The following is a 19,395-nucleotide window of genomic DNA, read 5'->3' on the forward strand; positions in this document are numbered from 1 at the left end:
AAGGGATCAGAACCCTGCCCCATATTTATCGGACCATGTTGAGTGCTTCTTGCAGCATTTCATCTGCGGTAGAAACAATCCGGGAATTGGCGGAATAGGCTTGCTGCGTCACAATGAGTTTGGAAAACTCGTCCGCAATGTCTGTGTTGGAGTTTTCAATTGATTGTCCGACAATCGCACCGGTGGAATCCAGAATGGCCTGACCGGATTCCGAGGTGGCCTCAAAGGCACCGCCATCAAGTCGCAACAGACCATTGTCCGCATTGAAGGACACCAGCGGGATATCCACGATATTCAGGCTCAGACCATTGGAGTAGTTGGCAACGATGGTTCCACCATCGGCCACCTGAACCCCGACAAGCTCGCCGGATGCCAATCCATCCTGAGAAAAATCATTGACCTGAACATTGCCATTCGGATCATCATATTGGGTCAGGCCACCTGACCCGTGAATGAGATTGATGTCACCAAGGTTTGCGCCGTCCACCACAATTCCGCTAAGCGTAATCTGGCTGACAACCGGATCAAGCGTTCCATCGCTACCAAATGTATAGGTCTGTCCGATGTTACGCCACATGGTGTCGGTCCCGACTGCATCAGGATTTTCCAGATAGAACATATTCCAGGTGTCGGTCCCGCCATTGTCGTCACTGTCAACCTTGGCCCAGCGAAACTGGATATTCACCGGGGACCCGTTTTCATCATACACTGTGATCGCGCCACCGCTGACCGAGCTGCTGATGAAAGCTGTGTTGTCATTGGCAACAACCACACCTGCTGCAGGCAGATAATCACCTGCCGTGATGCCAAAAACATCCTCGTCAACAGTTCCGGCAACAGTCAGACTGGCCGTTGCAGAGGTCGCCTCAATCGAGATGTCGCCTGTGCTTGCATTCACACTCGCTGTCACACCAGCCAGACCAGCAAGAGCGGTGTTCAATTCCGCCAGTGTGGAAATTTCACCGACTCCGGTGCCAAATGTGATGGTCTGAGCACCGCCAGAGGCCACATCAACAGTTAATGTTTCACCCTGAGCAACGGCCCCTTGTGAGATCAGGTTTGTGGCTCCTGTGGTTCCGCTGATGAGACCGAGTTCCGTCAAAAGAGAGGTCGTTGATCCGGAGTCGACATCAATATTCGTATCCGCATCAGCGGATTCCAGTATCAATTCATTGGAGGTGCCAAGGCTGGCGCTTATGCCGGTCGTACCTGTTTCCAGATTGATGGCAGCAAGGGTCGCGGTTGCATCATCCGCTGCATTTATGGTTATGCTGGTCCCGTTCAGTATCAGCGTCCCACCTGCAGAAGACAGACCGGACAGATCCGTCGTTCCGGAATCAGTTGCAATTGCATCCACAGCCAGCGTTGCGCCAGTGCCTGTAATCGTTGCCGAAGCTGTTGACGAGGCTATGGGATTTGCAGAAAAGTTGATCGGATTCAACAATTCGCTGTTTGCTTCATCCGGATCTGCATTGGCTGTCAGAGGATAGCTTGCAAGATTGGCCCGATAATCAATTTCCTGGGTCGCCTGCGCTGGCAGAAAATCATTCGAGAGCTGAATGAGGTCAGGTACGCTGCCAACCGGATTTCCCGTTGTCGGATCCAGTTCCAGCCCTTTCAGGTAATAGCCCGACCCGTTGACCAGATAGCCTTCAGCATCGATCGTAAAGTCGCCACGCCGAGTGTAAACATCGGTGCCGGAGAAGATCGCGCGGTTATCACTGGTGCTGACTTTTTCCTGCACGATAAAATAACCATCCCCGGAAACCGCCATATGGGTGTTGATAGAGGAGGATGAAATATCCCCCTGCACCGTTGCCGTGGAGCGCGAGAACATGGAGACCGAACCGGCGGTTTGATACTGGGCGCTGTTTGAGCCGCCCGTCACCAGATCGGAAAATGTGGTGTCCTGGCGTTTAAACGCCGTTGTCTGCGAATTCGCGATATTCCCCGAAATATTTTCCAGTGCGAATGACTGCGCCCGCAATCCGCTTACCGCAGTATTCAATGCCCCAAAAATACCCATGACAGTTCCTCTACTTTACACCAATCTACGACAGCCAGGCAGGCAGCCGATGCTCAATTCTGTGTTTCAAGTGTCGTGCCAGATTTTTAACTGTTTAATTTCAGATACTTAGATAGAATTAAACAAAACTAGGAAAAAATCACCCTGCAGATTTTGCACGCAGCCCTGCAGTTTTTGCCGCATTTGAGGCTGCTAAATAGCAATTATCGGCCACTTTTTTCCTGCCAGCGATCTTTCAACTGCATACCCCAATACACCAGTTGCGTGCCTGCACGCCCAAAGGCGCCGCCACTCCAACGCGCGCCAAAGGGCTGAAACATTCGCCAGCGATCATCACCCTGTAATAGTGCATCCGCGACAATGTCTGCGCCCATTGCCGTTGTGCTCAACCCATACCCTCCAAAAGCGGTGCAGGACCAAAGGCCGGGTTCCAATTCGCCAATAATTGGCATTTTGTGAACCGCATACCCCATCAGGCCGGACCAGGCATGACGGATGCGAAGATCGTGTAGCTGCGGGTAAATCTCTACAATCTGTCGTTTGAGCAAGTTTGCCAAAAAGCGTGGCTCCGATCTTTGGGTGGTAATGCGGCCGCCCCACAAAAGTTGATCCCCCTCAACCCTGCGATAATAATCACCGGCAAGCCGCGTATCAGCAATCGCGCCGCGAAACCGGATCGCATCGTCAAGCGAAGATCCCAGACCATCCGTGCTGACGACATAAGTTGCAATCGGCAGAACCGCACCTGCGAGCGGACGATAGAGTTGACCAAGATAAGCAGACCCCGTCAGAACAACATTGCGGGCTTTCACCCTGCCCTGCGCTGTTGCTATCTGCCAACTGGCCCCCTGCTTTTGCAAACTGACGGCAGGTGTTCTTTCATACAAACTCACCAATCCAGTTGCCAGAACCTGCTCTTTCAAACCTTGCACATATGCCAGCGGATCAATCGTGAAGGTGTGTGGATCATGGATCGCATGGTGGTAGGTGTTGCTGCTTAACTGTGCAGCCAAAGCGTCCGGCGACAATATTTTCAAGCGTTGATCGTGAACCGCATTCATATGATGAACAATACGCTGAAGCGCGCCGGGAGCATTGTAGCGCAACAGTTTAAGCTGCCCGTCTCCCTGAATCACGCCGCCCATAGCGGTTGCGCGCAGTCGAACAAATTCAGCACCCTTGACCGTTTCTGCAAACAGGGTTTTGGCAGTGTCGACGCCGAGATTCTTTTCAAGCAACTCGACCGACTGCGCAAATCCGGGTGAAACAAAACCACCATTGCGTCCGGACGCGCCAAACCCAACCTGCTCTGCCTCTAAAAGCACACAGCTTCGTCCCTGCTCCGCCAGCCTCAGGGCCAGTGTCAGCCCGGCCAGACCACCACCAACAATACAGATATCTGCATCCACTGCACCTGACAGAAAAGGCTGGGATTCCGGTTTTGGCTGCAGCCGTTCAGAATAGTAAGTTTGCGGATAAGACATGAAATTAGCCAAGATGCACAAAATTTAAGGACAACTCGCCACGATTTAGGCTTAATCTCAAGAGCGAATGATTTTGAACGGGATAAATGAGGCAAAAATGGCGAAAGCTCTGCGCAATGGCGTGTCCGCACTGGAAGCCACGACCAAGGTAACCTTGGCCATTCTGGCGCTGGCCAGTGGCATCTACACCTATCTGGGTGTTCGGGGCTTGTTGGACGGCACCGCCAATCTGGTGTTTTTCGGCGCTGTCATCTATTCCGTCGCCGTCTCCGTGGGGATTTACGCGTTCTGGTCTTATCTGATCCGGTTTGCCCCCCATTTGCGCTCGGCATCCGGCCGCGGTCTTCTGTTCATGGCAATCGGCCTTGGTAGTGTCATGATTATTGCCATGTCGTCCTGGTTGAATGCAGCAGCATTGGCTGGCAGCGCCGCATTGGAGCAGCACCTGGCCGTTACCATTGAAGATTACCAGCAGGATCTCAGCGAAGCCCACAACAATGCACTGGCGGCCCAAAGCCTGCTGCCAGATATTCAACTGGCCGCTGACCGTTTCCAGCGACTGTCCCGCGAAGAGGAAGCATCAGGCGCACTGACAGGCACATCCGGTTCGGGCACCGTGGTTCAGTTACTGCGGCAAATGTCCACCCAATTGGATGGACTGGCGCGAGAAGTGGAAGCCTCCCGCACGCAGGTCAAACAATTGTTTGAAGAGGGCGGCGAACAGCTTAACCGCATGCGGCGACTGGTATCAGCCTCCGGCCCAATTGCGCCGCGCAGCGATGCCTTTTCCGAAGAAGCTGTCACGCTGACAGGCGTTATTTCAGCTCTGCAGGAAACCTCCATCGCGCCTTCTGTAAAACGTGCGGCAGATGATCTGACCCGCAGCTTCATCGCCCCGGTGGCCGACGGCAGCACCCAGGATTTGGCGTCGCGCCAGAACGCCATGGTTGAGCGCGTCCGTGATGCCGTCGGAGGACAAGGCGAGGCATTGTCTGAAGCAGCCAATGAAATCCTCAGCCGCGAAGAGGTTAAGCCGAAACGCTTTGTGCCCATATCCGCGCCTGAAGCTGTGCTGCGCTACGCCAATGATTTTTTGCCCAGCTGGGCCGGTGCAATTTCCATCGATCTTATGCCAGCAGTGCTGATTTTCATTCTTTGTATCGTCCATGCCGCCATCCGCCGCGAAGAAGACCCGGACGCGTTTGAAAACACCATGACAGCCGCAGATATGGTGCAGGCACTTTCACTCTTTGATCGTTTGCAGGACCATCGCCGCGACCGCTACCGCACTGAGTTTGACCGTGGTCGCAGCAAAGACGAACCGGACCGGACAGACCCAGTGCCCGATGAGATGCATCCCGACGACCCAAAAATTGCACAAATAAAGCCCGTCGATGAGCGTGAACCAAGGCGGCGCTGATACATGAGTTCCGTAGAGATTGACCCGCTCGAAGAAGAGCACGTCAAGACACTGTCCGACCACTTTCAGGACGCGATGCTCTGGCTTGTCTTTCTGGCCATGATTTCCATTGCTGGCTACGTGCTGATGCTCGACTACCGTCATCTGCAATATGAAGACCGTCTGGCTGGCATCGAAGATACCGGCGAGCCGGTGCCCATGAGACCGGTCAGCCCGAGCGATCAGATACGGCCCTATGTGCCAAGTTCACGGCCTGTTGGCCCGGGTCGTGGCGCACCTGATCTTACCCCCTTCGACATTGAAACGGACTTGCAGGAAAAAAGCGCCATGGTCTTCAAGACCGATGGAAAAGGCGCTCTGTTGGGCTTTGGCACCATTACACAGGGCACCGCCGAAGTATTTGAACGCGCCCTTTTGGCACGGGAAGAAGATATCACGGAAATCGTCTTGCATTCCCCTGGTGGTTCCGTACAGGACGCCCTGACAATGGCCCAGCTCATTCGCGACAGCGACATGAACACGCGGATTGTTGCCAATGGTTATTGCGCCAGTTCCTGCCCGCTCGTGTTTGCAGGCGGTGTGGAGCGCGAAGTTCACGCATCAGCCTGGGTTGGTGTCCACCAGGTTTACACACCGCCGAGCAGCTTCGGCAGCATACAGCAGGGCATGGACCAGGCCCAACGCATCAGTGCCCAATGCCAGCAGGCACTAGTGGATTACGGCGTCGACCCCGCACTCTGGATCAAAGCCATGGAAACCCCCAAGGACCAGCTTTACGTCCTGACTGTGGAAGAGCTGGAGGAACTTAAACTGGCTACCAAGGTCGAGGTACCGGAAGCGTAATTTCCCGTCCGACACTCTAATACGCCACTTCATGGAACTGTCGTTTGTACCGCGCTATAAGATTATATGACCCGTTTGATTCTCTTGCGCCATGCAAAATCGTCTTGGAGTGATCCGGCATTGCCAGATCATGACCGGCCTTTGAACGCACGTGGCCGACAGGCCGCAAAGCAAATGGCAGACGCGCTGGTCAGTCGAAACTATCTCCCCGACACCATTATTTGTTCGACAGCGTTGCGAGCGCGCAGGACACTTGCGCCCCTGTTGTACCTTTTGGATGGCACCGTGCAATTGACCATCACCCGAGCTTTGTATGACGCTCAGGCTGAGCATTACCCTGAAATCATTGCGGCCGCGGCGCGCAAAGCAGGCACACCCAAAACCATGCTGCTTATCGGGCATAATTTTGCAATTCAGGATGCAGCTTTGGTTTTTGCCAATGGCGACGACACGAAGAGCTTCAAGGCCCTGAAAAACAAGTTTCCCTCCGGCGCCGCAGCTGTTCTGGAATTTGAAACAAATCTGACCGAAGTCAGCGCCAATAGCGCTCGGCTGGTTGATTATCTGCGCCCACGCGATCTTTAGAAAACAACTTTTTGCAACTGCTCCTTTGTGTGCCTACATGCGTTAAGTTGAGGGCTCATGCCCGCACAGGAGAATCAAGCTTGAGCCTTTTGGATATTCTCGACGAAGCTGCCCGCGCAACGCGCGATCAGGCTGAGACGCTGAAGAATGACTACACAACACCCACAGTGCGTGTGGGTGTCACCGGCCTGTCCCGCGCCGGAAAGACAGTCTTCATCACAGCATTACTGCACAATCTGCTGGAGGGCGGGCGGCTGGCATTGTTCGATGCTCAGGCGCGTGGCCGTATTGCCAGCGCCTCATTGCGCCCGCAACCGGATGATGGCGTTCCAACCTTTGACTACCGCGCTCATGTGCGCGATCTGGTCAGCAAACGCCAATGGCCAAGTTCCACCCGTCAGATCAGCGAAATACGGCTCACCCTCAGCTTTGAATCCGAAAGCGTGTGGACCCGCATCTTCAAGGCAAGCCAGATCCATCTTGATATTGTTGATTATCCCGGCGAATGGCTGCTCGATCTGACTTTGATCGACAAGGATTTTGCCACATGGTCTGAATCCGCGCTGCGCCTTGCGCAAAAGCCGGACAGGCAGGATTTGGCGCAAGATTGGTTGGGGTTTCTCAAGACGCTCACAAAGGAGCCGGAAGACGCTGAAATCAGCGCGCAGGCCGGCGCAAAGCATTTCACCAAATATCTGGCTGACTGCCGGTCAGAAGACCGTGCCCTATCCATGCTGCCACCCGGTCGCTTTCTGATGCCGGGCGATATGGCTGGCTCTCCGGCCCTGACATTCTGTCCCTTGCCACCCGAGATACAAATCGATGCACCGCAGCTCTATGCGCTGCTGGAGCGTCGCTATGAGGCTTACAAAAGCCTTGTCGTCAAACCGTTCTTCAAAGAACATTTTGCCAAACTGGATCGCCAGATTGTGCTGGTGGATGTTCTGAATGCGCTCAATGCCGGGCCGGATTCCATTCATGATCTGGAAGAAACCCTGGCAGATGTCCTCAGTGCTTTCCGGCCGGGACGCAATTCATGGCTGGCAGGGATTCTGGGCAAGAAAATCGACAGGGTTCTCTTCGCGGCCACCAAGGCAGACCATCTGCATCACAGCGATCATGACCGCTTGGAAGCCATCCTTGACCATCTGCTACAGGACGCCGCCAAGCGGGTAAAATTCTCCGGTGCGGATACCGAAACCATAGCCATTTCCGCCGTTCGGGCAACACGTGAGGCGCATCTGGAGATCGAAGGCGATCGTGTACCAGCCATACTGGGAACACCCCTTGCCGGAGAAACAGCCCATGGCGAAACCTATGACGGAACTCAGGAAATCGCTCTGTTTCCCGGTGATCTGCCCAACGACCCAAAGATGATCTATGCCGAGCGCACCAGCAAGGATGAAGACCCGCTGCGCTATCTGCGCTTCAAACCGCCCAAACTGGAAGAAACCGCTGAGGGTATAAGCCTCTCCTTGCCCCATATCCGGCTCGACCGGGCGTTGGAATTTCTGCTGGGAGACAAGCTGGCATGACCCAAAACCCAACAAAACCACGCCGGCCAAGTGCCCAATTGCTTAGCGATGCCCGCCTTGTGGACGCCCCGGACCCATTACCCGTCATCACGGAACCTGAAATCCCGCAGCCAACAGCAAAACCGCCGCGGCGCAGATTTTCTTTCGCGCGGCTTTTTTGGGCCAGTTTCACCGGCCTTGCCGGTCTGGCATTCGGGCTGTGGCTGGATAGCCTGATCGTCGATCTGTTTGCCCGATCCGAATGGCTTGGTTACAGCGCTCTGGCCCTGACGCTTTTGCTATGCCTTGCGTTGCTGGCCATGGCTATCCGCGAACTCAGCGCTCTGGCACGCCTGAAATCAGTTCATCTCTTACAGGCACGCGCTTCCAGAGTTTTTGCAGGCAATGATCTGCAATCAGCCCGATCTTTGGTCAAGGATGTCCTGACCCTTTATGAGGGTCGTCCAGAAACCGCACAAGCCCGAACCCAGCTCAATGCCCAGCTTGGCAATGTTATGGATGGGCGAGATTTGCTGGGCCTTGCGGAGCGCGATTTGCTGAGCGGCATGGACGCAAAGGCCAATGCAATCCTTCTCAACTCAGCCAAGCGCACCAGCATCGTCACCGCTATCAGCCCGCGCGCACTAATAGATGTGCTGTTTGTCGTCGTTGAAAATATGCGGTTGATCCGCCGCTTGTCCCAGCTTTATGGGGGACGTCCGGGGTTTTTCAGCTCCTGGCGTTTGACCCGTGAGGTCATCGGACATCTGGCACTCACCGGAGGGATTTCAGCTGGCGACAGTATGATCCAGGATGCATTGGGCCATGGACTTGCAGCCAAAGTATCAGCCCGTCTTGGTGAGGGCGTGATCAATGGCATGCTGACAGCGCGCGTTGGCCGTGCCGCCATGGCGGTCTGCCGTCCTCTGCCGTTCCTCACCAGCAAACCACCCAGCCTGAAAAGCATCGTTGGTGAATTGACAAAAGGCGCGACCGACAAACAAAGTGAAAGCGAATAAATCACCCTGGGAATCGGCTCATGCGCCATGTCACGCTGCTAACATCGGTCAATACCTGGGAGTGCGATGAGAACGCGCATATGAATGTGCAGTTCTATTTCGCAAAATTCGATGATGCCAATCGCATCTTCTGCGCAAAGTTCCCACTATCCTCCCTGACCAGAGACAATCGTCTGACACGACATGTGCGCTATCATCGTGAAGCGGGCGCGGCGGCCATGATAGAAATTTGCTCTGCCCTTGTCATGCATGAAGGGCGGCCTGCTGGCATATGCCACTTCATGAACAACGCTGCAGACAAAGCGCTCATGGCAACCGCACTGGATACCTATCAGCCGGACGCCTTGGAGCAGATTTCAGCAAGTCCGGACATACCGCTCACCAATTGGTCCGAAATCAGCGAAGCTCATCCGCGTGGACTGAATGTATCACCAGCCACCCAATCAGCAACGGGACACCACAAGACACCCACCTATAGCGGCATACTGCATCCACGAGACTTTGCTGCTGATGGCACCCTGCTGGACCGGGCTTACATTTCCTGCTTCACCGATGGCGCGCCTCACAGCTGGTCGGCTGGCGGCATTACCCCAGCCTTTCTCAACAGCAACAATTTTGGCCGGGTTGCTGTGGAACTGAAGCTAACCTATGGCGCAAACGCCCAGCCCGGCGCTATCGTCGACATGACAACTGCATTTCAAAATGTCGGCAAAACCACTTTCACGGTTCGCCATACGCTCACCAGCGATGGCAAAATTATTGCCTATGGTGATTTGGTCAGTCTGATGATGGACCTTGAATTGCGCAAAGCCGTTGCACTTCCGGTGGAGGCTGACCGGATGAGACAATTGGCAACCATACAATAAGCCTTACTCCCGTGTCAGACAGGCTCTGAATGGCCGCTTCTGGCAAGAAGAACGAGAATGATCCCGGCTGTTCCTGCAAGCAGAAAAGCACCTGCCAAAGGATACACTGTCAGATCGTAAAACCGCCCAAAAGTCACAGCAATCACCACAGCAACCAAGCTGGATAGCGATGACACAAGTGAGGTTCCCAGACCGGCAACACGACCAAGAGATTGCATGGCCATAGAGTTGAGGTTGTTGAAAAGCGCCGAAAAGCAGAACAACAGCGCTCCAACGAATATCATGAACCAAACGAAGGGTGGTTGCCCGTCATACAGGAGGCACATAACCAGCAGAGCGGCACCCAGAACACTCATGCCGCTCAGCGCGACAAGCGACAAACGCTCCATGCCAAAACGCATCACCAATTGGCTATTGGAAAACGAGGCGATACCAACGCCAAGAGCCAGCGTCGCGAAATAGAGGGGAAATTTCGTGCCGACCCCATATATGTCCTGAAATATGGATTGCGCAATACTCAGATAAAGCAGTAATCCGCCAAAGGCCAAACCAATGGCGAGGATATATGCCATGACCTTGCGACTGTTGACCACGAGCCATGTGTTGGGCACCAATGTGCCAAAGGACAACGGAATTCGATGTGCAACAACCAGCGTTTCTTCCTGGCGCAGCATCAGCCAGACAGAAACAATCAGACCCATAAGCAGATAGGCAAAGAAGATCGCCCGCCAGCTGGCCACCGAAATGATGAATTGGCCGGCAGCAGGTGCCAACATCGGAACAAGAATGAACGCCATGTAGATATAGGAGATCATGCGCGCCATCGCGTCGCCTGAAAACTTGTCGCGGATAAGCGCCCTTGAGCCGATTTTGGGGCCCGAGACCCCAATTCCCTGAATGACACGTCCCAGCAACATCATTTCAATAGACTGGGCTGTCATGGCCAGAATTGACCCAGCACAGAATATGGCCAAACCCAATAGAATGGCTTTTCGGCGGCCAATCGCGTCTGACAATGGGCCAAACAGAAACTCGCCAAACACCATGCCAAACACAAACAGGGTAATGACCAATTGTGTGTTTCTTGGATCAGCGACATTCAGCTCAACACCAATGACGCCCAATGCGGGCAACATGCCATCGATCGCAGCAGCGGTCAGCGACGTGATTAACGAGAATAGGGCAACGAATTCAACGGTGCTAAGTGGTTTTCGCGAGCCGGCCTGACCAGTACTGACTGTCATCAAAAGCGCCTATTTGTCGTGCAGCGGCGGTGCAAAGCGCTGCACAGCGCGGACAAACTCGTGCCTTTCGCCGAGGGTACGATGCGGCCAGATACGGTAACCCTTCAACTTGCCGAAAGGGGCTGGTTGATTCTTGAACAGCATGGCCCAGGGGTGCACGCCAACCTGTTTTGCGACCTCATCTACCAGCCCGACACCCAGAAACGGCATCGCCGTCTGAGCCTCGATCTTGTACCACAGCATGGCATCCCAGGGTATGATCTGACGCGAGATGCGTCGGTCATAAACACCGTGCTGGTTCACAATCAAAACAGGGTTTTTATCGAAAACATGCAAAGCAAGGACGGCACCAACGGCGACAAAAGCAATCAGCAAAAACCAGTCAATCCCGCTACCAACACCTGATATAAGCGCCAACGCTTCCAGAAGTATGACCAGGCAGGTTGCAGCCAGCCAGATGCCCATGACCTTGCGGTTCAAATAAGCACTAAATTCCCCAGCGGAGGCCGAACCGGCCTCAACACTGTCAGCTTCCGGCCCTTCTGTGTCCATTTGATACGCTCTTTAACTCATCATGTTGCAACAACCGATCTTGTCGCGTCTGGCGCGCAAACAATCAAGCAAAAGATGAAGCTGCACACGAAGCACATCACAAACCGTAGAACTTGCATTGTTTCATATTTGGGATAAATTCTCATAAATGAAAACCAGTGAAACGCCATGAATGCGGGTGAAAACCTTGCCGCGCGGCTGAAAGGACTGCGCCTCAAACAGGGGTGGTCACTGGATCAACTGTCCGAGCAGTGCAAGCTGAGCCGAGCCACCCTGTCTCGCATTGAAAACGGTGACGTCAGTCCAACAGCTCAGGCGCTTGGCAGATTATGCGCAACCTACAGAATTACACTGTCTCGCTTGATGCTGATGGTCGAAACCAACGATACCCCTTTATTGCGCCGGGAAGACCAACCTGTTTGGGAGGATAAGAAAACCGGCTTTGTCCGCCGCTCAATCTCGCCGCCTTCTGACAGTCTGATGTGCGAAGTGCTGGAATGCACCCTCGCCCCCGGTGCAGAAATAACCTATCCGCAACCACCAAAAGCTGGAATGGAACATCACCTCGTGCTGCTGAGCGGTGAGTTGTTACTTGAAGTGGAAGGCACCAGCTATGAATTGGTGCCGGGGGATTGCCTGCGATACCGGCTGTCTGGCTACAGCACATTTAAAGCCCATAAATCCAGGGGCGCCAGATACCACTTCATCATTCTGTAAAGAGCCATGCACAAAACAGACCTCACCACTCGATGCCTGGATCTGCAACAATTCGATCAAGCAGTGCCGATACTGACAGACCTGCTGCACTGCTGTGTCCATCAGGGAGCCAGCATCGGCTTTGTGTTACCCTTCAGCATTCAGGACGGTGAAGCGTTCTGGCAGCAGCGTGTGCGGCCATCCCTTGCAACAAACCGCCGGGTGGTCATCGTCGCGGAAGTAGATGGAAAAATTGCCGGGTCGGTCCAGTTGGATTGCGACCTGATGCCCAACCAGAAGCACAGAGCGGACGTTTCCAAACTGCTGGTCCACCCATCATGCAGGCGTCAGGGAATTGCTCGAACTCTGATGGCGGAATTGGAGCGACAAGCTCTGAAACGCCAGCTCACCCTTCTGGTGCTCGACACAAGAACATGTGATGCCGCGCAAGCTCTCTACGCCTCAATAGGGTTTGAAGTTGCCGGAACTGTACCCGGATTTGCATTAGACCCATTTTCCAGGAAATTCGATGCCACAACCTATATGTTCAAAAAGCTAAGGACCTGATTCTGGAAAGTCAAATGGCATCAAAACCACCACTTCGAATCCACAACCGCGACGCACGCCGCCTTTGGCTGGCAGCGCAGGGGCTGGCGACACCGCCAACAGGGCCATTGGATACGATGGACATCATCCGCAAGCTTGGCTTTGTCCAACTGGACACGATCCGCGTTGTCTCACGCGCGCATCATCATATCATCTGGAACCGCAACCAGCATTATCGCGAACCTATGCTCAACAAACTGATGGCGCAGCACCGTCAATTGTTTGAACATTTCACCCATGACGCCTCCGTTCTGCCCATTGAGTTTTATCCCATGTGGCAGCGCCAGTTCCGCCGCATGAAACAGCGCTACGACCGTGCTGGATATTTCACCTCCATGCCGAATGAAGAGGGTCGCGAAGCCATCAAACGCCGCATTGCCCAGGAAGGCCCGCTCTCCACCCACGCCTTCGACACGAAAGTTAAAGGCCCAAAGGAAATGTGGGCCCGACCTCCGCACAAACTGGCACTGGACTACATGTGGTTCTGCGGCGAGCTGACCACTTCACACCGCGAGAATTTCAAGAAGTTCTACGATCTGGCCCACAATGTCATCCCGGTGGATTTGCACAGTCAGGACCATGGTGACGAAGCACAGATCGACTGGCTCTGCGATGCCGCTCTTCAACGCATCGGCTTTGGCACGCTGGGTGAAATCCAAAGGTTCTGGGGAGCAACCGACGCCAGCGAAGTGAAGGACTGGGCCAACCGAAACAGTGCAAACCTGATTGAGGTGGAACTGCAGGCAGCTGATGGCAGCTGGAGCACGGCAATTGCGCCACCGGATATCGAAACGCGTCTTGCCAATACACCGCCCCCAACCTCACGCTTGCGCATTCTCAATCCGTTTGACCCGGTCATTCGAGATCGAAACCGCCTCAAACGTCTTTTTGGCTTTGACTACCGCATTGAGATTTTCGTTCCCGCTGCCAAGCGACAATGGGGATATTATGTATTTCCGATTTTGGAAGGTGACCGGTTGGTCGGGCGCATTGAGGCCAAAGCTGACCGGGCGAAGGGACATTTGAATGTTCTGAATCTATGGTCAGAACCCAAAGTCAAATGGACCAACGCGCGTGCCGAAAAATTAGCCGCCGAACTGGACCGCTTTGCAAGGTTTGTGTCTTTGCAGGAAATCAACTGGCATTGCGGCACTCAACCAGAATATTGGCAACCGGAATAGATGTGTCAGCGGCGCAGCAATCGAATTTGGAGCCGGGGTGACAGAAACACCACCCCGGCTCCAAAAAATCAATCGAGGGTTTTGACGATGTTCTCAACCATCTTCTTGGCGTCAGACAACAGCATCATCGTGTTGTCCTTGTAGAACAACGTATTGTCGATGCCAGCATAACCGGACCCAAGCGAACGCTTGATGAAGAGGCAGGTGCCAGCCTTATCCACATCAAGGATCGGCATTCCATAAATGGGCGATGTCTTATCATCGCGTGCCGCTGGATTGGTCACATCATTCGCCCCGATCACAAACGCCACATCGGCCTGCGCAAATTCGGAATTGATGTCATCCAGTTCAAACACGTCATCATATGGCACATTGGCTTCAGCCAGCAGCACATTCATGTGCCCCGGCATACGGCCAGCCACCGGATGAATGGCGTATTTCACTTCCACGCCTTCTGCCTTCAGCTTGTCACCCATTTCCCGCAAAGCATGCTGCGCCTGGGCAACAGCCATGCCGTAGCCTGGCACGATAATGACCTTGGAAGCATTTTTCATGATGAAGGCTGCATCCTCGGCAGACCCCTGCTTCACCGTCCGCTCAATCCCATCATCACCGGTGGGAACCGCAGCAGCATCGCCGCCAAAGCCACCAAGGATCACAGAGATAAAGGAGCGGTTCATACCCTTACACATGATGTAGGACAGGATTGCACCGGAAGAACCAACCAAAGCCCCAACAATAATCAAAGCCAGATTGCCAAGGGTAAAGCCGATACCGGCAGCAGCCCAACCTGAGTAGGAGTTCAGCATGGACACCACGACGGGCATATCCGCGCCGCCGATAGGTACGATGATCAGGCCACCCAGTATGAGGGCCAGCAGAACAATCATCCAGAAGACGAAATGGCTTTCAGTGCCAATCAGGATCATCAGAAGGATGACGATACCGGCAGCAAGCGCAATATTGATCGCATGACGCCCAGGCAGAATGATCGGCGTGCCGCTCATGCGGCCATCCAGTTTCAAAAACGCTATAACCGAGCCTGTAAACGTGATCGCACCAATGGCGACACCAATGCTCATTTCAATAAGGGCAGCGGCCGGAATTTCACCAACAGCACCAATGCCAAAGGCAGTCGGTGCATAAAGCGCAGCAGCAGCCACAAACACGGCGGCAAGACCAACCAGTGAGTGAAACGCTGCCACAAGCTGCGGCATGGCCGTCATCGGTATGCGTTTTGCAATGACGGCTCCAATGCCACCACCGATACCAATGCCAAGTACGGTCAGAACAATACTGCCAACCGACGTGCCTGACAGAAACAGTGTGGTGATTATGGCAATTGCCATACCAATCATGCCGAAACGGTTACCCTGTCGGGCTGTTTCAGGGTTGGAAAGACCACGCAGCGCCAGAATAAACAGAACGGCTGCGACGAGATAAAGAAGTGCGGAAAAACTTGCTGACATGTGTTCGGGCCCCTACCGCTGCTTCTTTTTGTACATCGCCAGCATGCGCTGGGTCACAAGAAAGCCGCCAAATATGTTAACGCTGGCCAAAATCAGCCCGATGAATCCGAATGTCCGTGCGACACCGCCACTATCACCGGAGGTGAGATCCACCCCAACGGCCAACAATGCACCAACAACGATCACCGATGAAATCGCATTGGTGACCGACATCAGCGGCGTGTGCAAAGCCGGTGTCACCGACCAGACGACATAATAGCCTACGAAGATCGCAAGCACGAAGACCGCCAGACGAAACACGAAGGGATCAACCGCCCCACCTGTTGCGCTATGGACGGCAGCACCGACCGCGTCACCAGCCTGTTCCAGCGCGGAAAGGGCTGCCTGCGCGGCCCTGTCTGCTTCATTTGCAGCAGACCGTGCAGCTTCTGCTGCTGCCTTAGCCTGTTCTGCCAGTTGTTCAACATTCGTTGCCATATCAGACCTCGCTCAAGCTCAGGCTTTTTCAGAGAAATTTGGATGAACGACAGCGCCATCGCGTGTCAGTAGTGTGGCTGTCACCAGTTCGTCTTCCCAATCGACAGCAAGCTCACCGCTTTCCTTGTCCATCATGGTTTCCAGAAACGACGCCAGATTTTTTGCGTAAAGCTCGGAGGCAGTTGCAGCGATGCGCCCGGGCACGTTTTTGTGGCCGACAATTTTCTTGCCCCCAACATCTACCGTTGCACCGGCTTTGGAACCTTCAACATTACCGCCGCGCTCAACCGCCAAATCAACCAGAACCGAACCGGGCCGCATGGCCGAAATCATCGCTTTGGTAATGAGGCGGGGCGCAGGACGCCCTGGAATAAGGGCCGTTGTAATCACGATATCCTGTTTGGCCATATGTGCTGTCACAAGCTCGGCTTGCTGCTTTTTGTAATCGTCAGACATTTCCTTGGCATAACCGCCAGCAGTTTCAGCCTGCTTGAACTCGTCATTCTCGACCGCAACAAATTTGCCGCCGAGCGATTCAACCTGTTCTTTGGCAGCCGGGCGTACATCCGTTGCCGACACAACAGCCCCAAGCCGCCGCGCCGTCGCAATGGCCTGAAGGCCGGCAACCCCGGCACCCATGACAAACACACGCGCAGCTGGGATGGTTCCTGCCGCCGTCATCATCATGGGCAGGGCCCGATCAAATTCTGAGGCTGCATCAATGACAGCCTGATACCCTGCCAAATTTGCCTGAGATGACAATACATCCATCACCTGCGCCCGTGTGATACGGGGCATCAGCTCCATGGAGAATGCTGAAACACCGGCTTTCGCCATGGCGTCCAGATCCGACTTGTCGCCATAAGGCTCAAGCATCCCAATCAGAAGCGCCCCCTTGGGTACGCTCTTTAGTTGCGTAGCATTGGGGCGGCGTACACACAGCACCACATCGCTGCCTTTCAGCGTCGCAGGCGCAGTCTTGCCGATAGTGGCACCAGCTTCAACGAATAAAGCATCGGGAACACGTGAACCTTCACCTGCTCCTGCTTGCACCATCACACTGGCACCGCGATCAACAAAGCGTTTTATCATGGCAGGAGAGACGGCAACACGGGCTTCATCAGCGCTGGCTTCGCTCAACACGGCAATTTTCATGGATTGTACCCCCTCATCGAAGCGTTTCCACTTCTCGTATCATTCGAAGCGCACTGGCTTCCGGTCCGGCTGGTTGCCACACCTTAATTACAGCAGAAAAATAGCCATCAGGATCAGGATCACGCTAACCGCAATCGTGCCGTATTTGCTCATCGCAAGAAACAGCTCATACGTGCTTTCATGCTCTGGATAGTCCATGGCGTTTTCTGTTTCGTCGGACATTCAAAGCCCCCTGTTATTATTTGTGTGTTCGTCTGAAAGACACCTGACACTTCGGCAATGCAGGCAATTTTGTGACCAGTGTTACAACACGGCTTTCGCCACCGCAATGGCACCTTTCACCTGATTGGTGCTGCTAAGGCGTTTTATGCACTTGTTCAGCTATCAGCTTCAAGGTCTTCCAGTTCAATAATCAATCCTTCAATCACTGACACACCTTTTTGCCAGAAGGCGGGATCGCTGGCGTCCAAACCAAATGGTTTCAACAATTCGCTGTGATGCTTGGTGCCACCGGCACGCAACATATCAAAATACGTTTCCTGGAAACCGTCAGCGCCATTCTGGTAAACCGCGTAAAGCGAATTCACCAGACAATCGCCAAAGGCATAGGCATATACATAAAATGGTGAATGGATGAAATGGGGGATGTAAGTCCAATAGGTTTCATACCCTTCCCCAATCCGGATGGCAGGCCCAAGACTGTCTGCCTGAACACTCATCCAGATGTCGCATAATTGGTCAGATGTCAGTTCGCCATCCTTGCGCGCCAAATGCACTTTGCGCTCAAAGGAGTAAAATGCGATCTGCCGAACCACCGTGTTGAGCATGTCCTCAACTTTGCCGGCCAGCAGAATTTTGCGTTCCGATTTGGTTTCGGTCCGCTCCAGCAAAGACCGGAAAGTCAACATTTCACCAAACACACTGGCTGTTTCCGCCAACGTCAACGGCGTCGGAGCCATCAGCGCCCCCTGCTCTGCCGCAAGCACTTGATGTACGCCGTGACCAAGCTCATGAGCCAATGTCATGACATCGCGGGTTTTACCCTGATAGTTCAACAACACATAAGGATGCGCGCTTGGCACTGTGGGATGTGCAAAGGCACCGGGTGCCTTACCTGGACGGGTCGGCGCGTCAATCCAGTTTTTGTCAAAAAAGTCCTGAGCAATATCAGACATTTTCGGTGAAAACCCTGAATAGGCATCAAGCACAATCTTACGCGCATCCGCCCAGATGATCGGGTCCGCAGTACTGTCCGGCAGAGGTGCATTGCGGTCCCAGTGATCCAGCACATCGGTGCCAAACCATTTGGCTTTCAAAGCGTAATAGCGGTGAGACAGGCGTGGATATGCCGCCTGAACAGTATCGACCAGCGCATCCACAACTTCGCGCTCAACCCTGTTCGCCAGATGCCGACTGTCGGCGACATCTTCAAACCCGCGCCACCGATCAGAAATTTCCTTGTCTTTGGCCAGCGTGTTGGTAATCAGCGTAAAGGTTCGGATGTTTTCCTTGAACGTTGCAGCCAGAGCTTCTGACGCTGCTTTTCGCACCGCGCCATCACGATCCACTAGCTTGTTGAGGGTTGGCTCCAGTGGCAGGGAATCGCCTTCTACATCAAAACGCAGCCCTGCCATTGTCTCATCAAACAGTCGGTTCCAGGCGCCGCGTCCCGTGATGGATTTTTCGTGGAACAACTCTTCCACGCGGTCTTCAAGCTGATAGGGCTTGTCTTTACGCAAATCTTCCAGCCATGGCAGGTAATGAGCCACAGCGGGCGCAGCCAGCAGGGCTGCAAAGTCTGTCTCGTCAATCTTGTTCAGCTCAAGCCCGAAAAACAGCAATTGCGTGCTGGCATTGGTAATTTTTTCCTGGATGTCACCATAAAATTTGGCGCGCTTCGGGTCTGTGGTATCCCCGGCATAGATCAATCCGGCGAACGAGATGATCCGGCCCAACAGGTCTTCAATTTTCTCAAATTCAACAAGACAGGAAGCCAGTGCTTCAGGGTTTGATTTCGCAAGCTCTGCCAGTTTGCTTTTGTAGGTTTCTGAAAAGACCCGGCATATTGAGTCTGCTTTTTCAAGATCGGCCGCAAGGTCATCGCCTTCCATACCACTGTAAAGATCAAGGAGATTCCATTCAGGCAGATCACCGAGTGCCTCACCAGACCCGTGATCATTTTTTGCATCGAATAAAATGTGATGGGTTGGAGCCATAGCTGCGCAAATCCTGATCATTGGAAGTCCTGTCGAAGAGCT

18 protein-coding genes are annotated in these 19,395 nt (G+C 53.9%); 9 read left to right on the plus strand and 9 right to left on the minus strand.

The window, feature by feature from the left end; genetic code table 11:
- Window positions 1–25: 25 nt before the first annotated feature.
- Window positions 26–2,026 carry a flagellar hook-basal body complex protein gene (locus RAL91_RS20400; RefSeq protein WP_306258089.1) on the minus strand — a complete coding sequence of 667 codons (2,001 nt, stop codon included), beginning with the start codon at window positions 2,024–2,026 and terminating at the stop codon, window positions 26–28.
- Between the two features lie 203 nt (window positions 2,027–2,229).
- A complete protein-coding gene (locus RAL91_RS20405; RefSeq protein ID WP_306258090.1) occupies window positions 2,230–3,510 on the minus strand; it encodes an FAD-binding oxidoreductase in 1,281 nt (426 codons plus the stop codon).
- A 97-nt stretch (window positions 3,511–3,607) separates the two neighbouring features.
- Between RAL91_RS20405 and RAL91_RS20410 the strand changes: the two genes are divergently transcribed.
- The 6 genes from RAL91_RS20410 to RAL91_RS20435 all read left to right on the plus strand — a co-directional run bounded on the left by RAL91_RS20410 (window position 3,608) and on the right by RAL91_RS20435 (window position 9,757).
- A complete protein-coding gene (locus tag RAL91_RS20410; RefSeq protein ID WP_306258091.1) occupies window positions 3,608–4,930 on the plus strand; it encodes a hypothetical protein in 1,323 nt (440 codons plus the stop codon).
- 3 nt (window positions 4,931–4,933) lie between these two features.
- A complete protein-coding gene (locus RAL91_RS20415; RefSeq protein ID WP_306258092.1) occupies window positions 4,934–5,773 on the plus strand; it encodes an ATP-dependent Clp protease proteolytic subunit in 840 nt (279 codons plus the stop codon).
- Window positions 5,774–5,839: 66 nt separating this feature from the next.
- Window positions 5,840–6,358 (plus strand): histidine phosphatase family protein, encoded by a 519-nt coding sequence (locus RAL91_RS20420; protein ID WP_306258093.1) that lies wholly within the window; start codon window positions 5,840–5,842, stop codon window positions 6,356–6,358.
- Between the two features lie 80 nt (window positions 6,359–6,438).
- Complete coding sequence (locus tag RAL91_RS20425) at window positions 6,439–7,893, plus strand: YcjX family protein (RefSeq protein ID WP_306258094.1); 1,455 nt, start codon at window positions 6,439–6,441, stop codon at window positions 7,891–7,893.
- Complete coding sequence (locus RAL91_RS20430) at window positions 7,890–8,891, plus strand: YcjF family protein (RefSeq protein WP_306258095.1); 1,002 nt, start codon at window positions 7,890–7,892, stop codon at window positions 8,889–8,891. The genes RAL91_RS20425 and RAL91_RS20430 overlap by 4 nt, the downstream gene beginning before the upstream one ends.
- A 20-nt stretch (window positions 8,892–8,911) precedes the next feature.
- Window positions 8,912–9,757 (plus strand): acyl-ACP thioesterase, encoded by an 846-nt coding sequence (locus RAL91_RS20435; RefSeq protein ID WP_306258096.1) that lies wholly within the window; start codon window positions 8,912–8,914, stop codon window positions 9,755–9,757.
- 14 nt (window positions 9,758–9,771) lie between these two features.
- Here RAL91_RS20435 and RAL91_RS20440 read toward each other — a convergent pair whose 3' ends face one another.
- Both RAL91_RS20440 and RAL91_RS20445 read right to left on the minus strand, forming a co-directional pair.
- Window positions 9,772–11,001 (minus strand): multidrug effflux MFS transporter, encoded by a 1,230-nt coding sequence (locus RAL91_RS20440; protein WP_306258097.1) that lies wholly within the window; start codon window positions 10,999–11,001, stop codon window positions 9,772–9,774.
- 9 nt (window positions 11,002–11,010) lie between these two features.
- Window positions 11,011–11,553 (minus strand): hypothetical protein, encoded by a 543-nt coding sequence (locus RAL91_RS20445; protein WP_306258098.1) that lies wholly within the window; start codon window positions 11,551–11,553, stop codon window positions 11,011–11,013.
- 168 nt (window positions 11,554–11,721) lie between these two features.
- On the opposite strand from RAL91_RS20445, the gene RAL91_RS20450 reads away from it, so the two are divergent.
- From RAL91_RS20450 to RAL91_RS20460, 3 genes are read left to right on the plus strand one after another with little or no spacing between them, the layout of a single operon-like run.
- Complete coding sequence (locus tag RAL91_RS20450; protein ID WP_306258099.1) at window positions 11,722–12,270, plus strand: helix-turn-helix domain-containing protein; 549 nt, start codon at window positions 11,722–11,724, stop codon at window positions 12,268–12,270.
- 6 nt (window positions 12,271–12,276) lie between these two features.
- Entirely contained in the window at window positions 12,277–12,816 is a 540-nt protein-coding gene (locus tag RAL91_RS20455) for a GNAT family N-acetyltransferase (protein ID WP_306258100.1), read from the plus strand.
- Window positions 12,817–12,830: 14 nt separating this feature from the next.
- On the plus strand, window positions 12,831–14,036 hold the full coding sequence (locus RAL91_RS20460; RefSeq protein ID WP_306258101.1) for a winged helix-turn-helix domain-containing protein: 1,206 nt from the start codon (window positions 12,831–12,833) through the stop codon (window positions 14,034–14,036).
- A gap of 68 nt (window positions 14,037–14,104) precedes the next feature.
- On the opposite strand, the gene RAL91_RS20465 is transcribed toward RAL91_RS20460, so the two are convergent.
- From RAL91_RS20465 to RAL91_RS20485, 5 genes are all read right to left on the minus strand, one after another.
- Complete coding sequence (locus RAL91_RS20465; RefSeq protein ID WP_306258102.1) at window positions 14,105–15,505, minus strand: NAD(P)(+) transhydrogenase (Re/Si-specific) subunit beta; 1,401 nt, start codon at window positions 15,503–15,505, stop codon at window positions 14,105–14,107.
- A gap of 12 nt (window positions 15,506–15,517) precedes the next feature.
- Window positions 15,518–15,982 carry a proton-translocating transhydrogenase family protein gene (locus tag RAL91_RS20470; RefSeq protein ID WP_306258103.1) on the minus strand — a complete coding sequence of 155 codons (465 nt, stop codon included), beginning with the start codon at window positions 15,980–15,982 and terminating at the stop codon, window positions 15,518–15,520.
- Between the two features lie 18 nt (window positions 15,983–16,000).
- A complete protein-coding gene (locus tag RAL91_RS20475; protein ID WP_306258104.1) occupies window positions 16,001–17,137 on the minus strand; it encodes a Re/Si-specific NAD(P)(+) transhydrogenase subunit alpha in 1,137 nt (378 codons plus the stop codon).
- Between the two features lie 87 nt (window positions 17,138–17,224).
- Window positions 17,225–17,359 carry an aa3-type cytochrome c oxidase subunit IV gene (locus RAL91_RS20480; protein ID WP_306258105.1) on the minus strand — a complete coding sequence of 45 codons (135 nt, stop codon included), beginning with the start codon at window positions 17,357–17,359 and terminating at the stop codon, window positions 17,225–17,227.
- A gap of 155 nt (window positions 17,360–17,514) precedes the next feature.
- On the minus strand, window positions 17,515–19,353 hold the full coding sequence (locus RAL91_RS20485; RefSeq protein ID WP_306263027.1) for a M3 family oligoendopeptidase: 1,839 nt from the start codon (window positions 19,351–19,353) through the stop codon (window positions 17,515–17,517).
- Window positions 19,354–19,395 lie beyond the last annotated feature (42 nt).

The organism is Pararhizobium sp. IMCC21322 (genome assembly GCF_030758295.1).
Taxonomy (GTDB): Bacteria; Pseudomonadota; Alphaproteobacteria; order Rhizobiales.